Source organism: Aquirufa aurantiipilula (assembly GCF_019923745.1).
GTDB lineage: Bacteria > Bacteroidota > Bacteroidia > Cytophagales > Spirosomataceae > Aquirufa > Aquirufa aurantiipilula.
Map to the genome: position 1 here is coordinate 1 of NZ_JAANOG010000053.1, position 288 is coordinate 288.

Sequence of the window (288 nt, forward strand, 5' to 3'; positions counted from 1 at the left end):
CAGGTACTTTAGGTGGTACTGTGACAGGAACTATGACTGCTGGAACAAGTGCCGTGACTATCTCCGGTGTAACTTATACCAAAGCGGAAACAGGTGTAGTCTTAACGGCTACGGGTTCTGTGGCGGGGAATGTTTCTGGTAAAACAGGTGATTCCAATGCCTTTACAGTAGTGGCGGGTGCAGCTGATGCAGCTGTTTCTACCTTAACTCCTACTTCGGCTAGTATTGTAGCTGATGGATCTACACAAGTATTAGTTGTTACGGCAAAAGATGCCAATGGAAATAACT

1 protein-coding gene is annotated in these 288 nt (G+C 45.8%); it reads left to right on the forward strand.

The features are described 5' to 3' along the window. The coding region (locus tag G9H60_RS13320; protein WP_223144525.1) for a hypothetical protein at positions 1-288 on the forward strand (288 nt) is incomplete at both ends.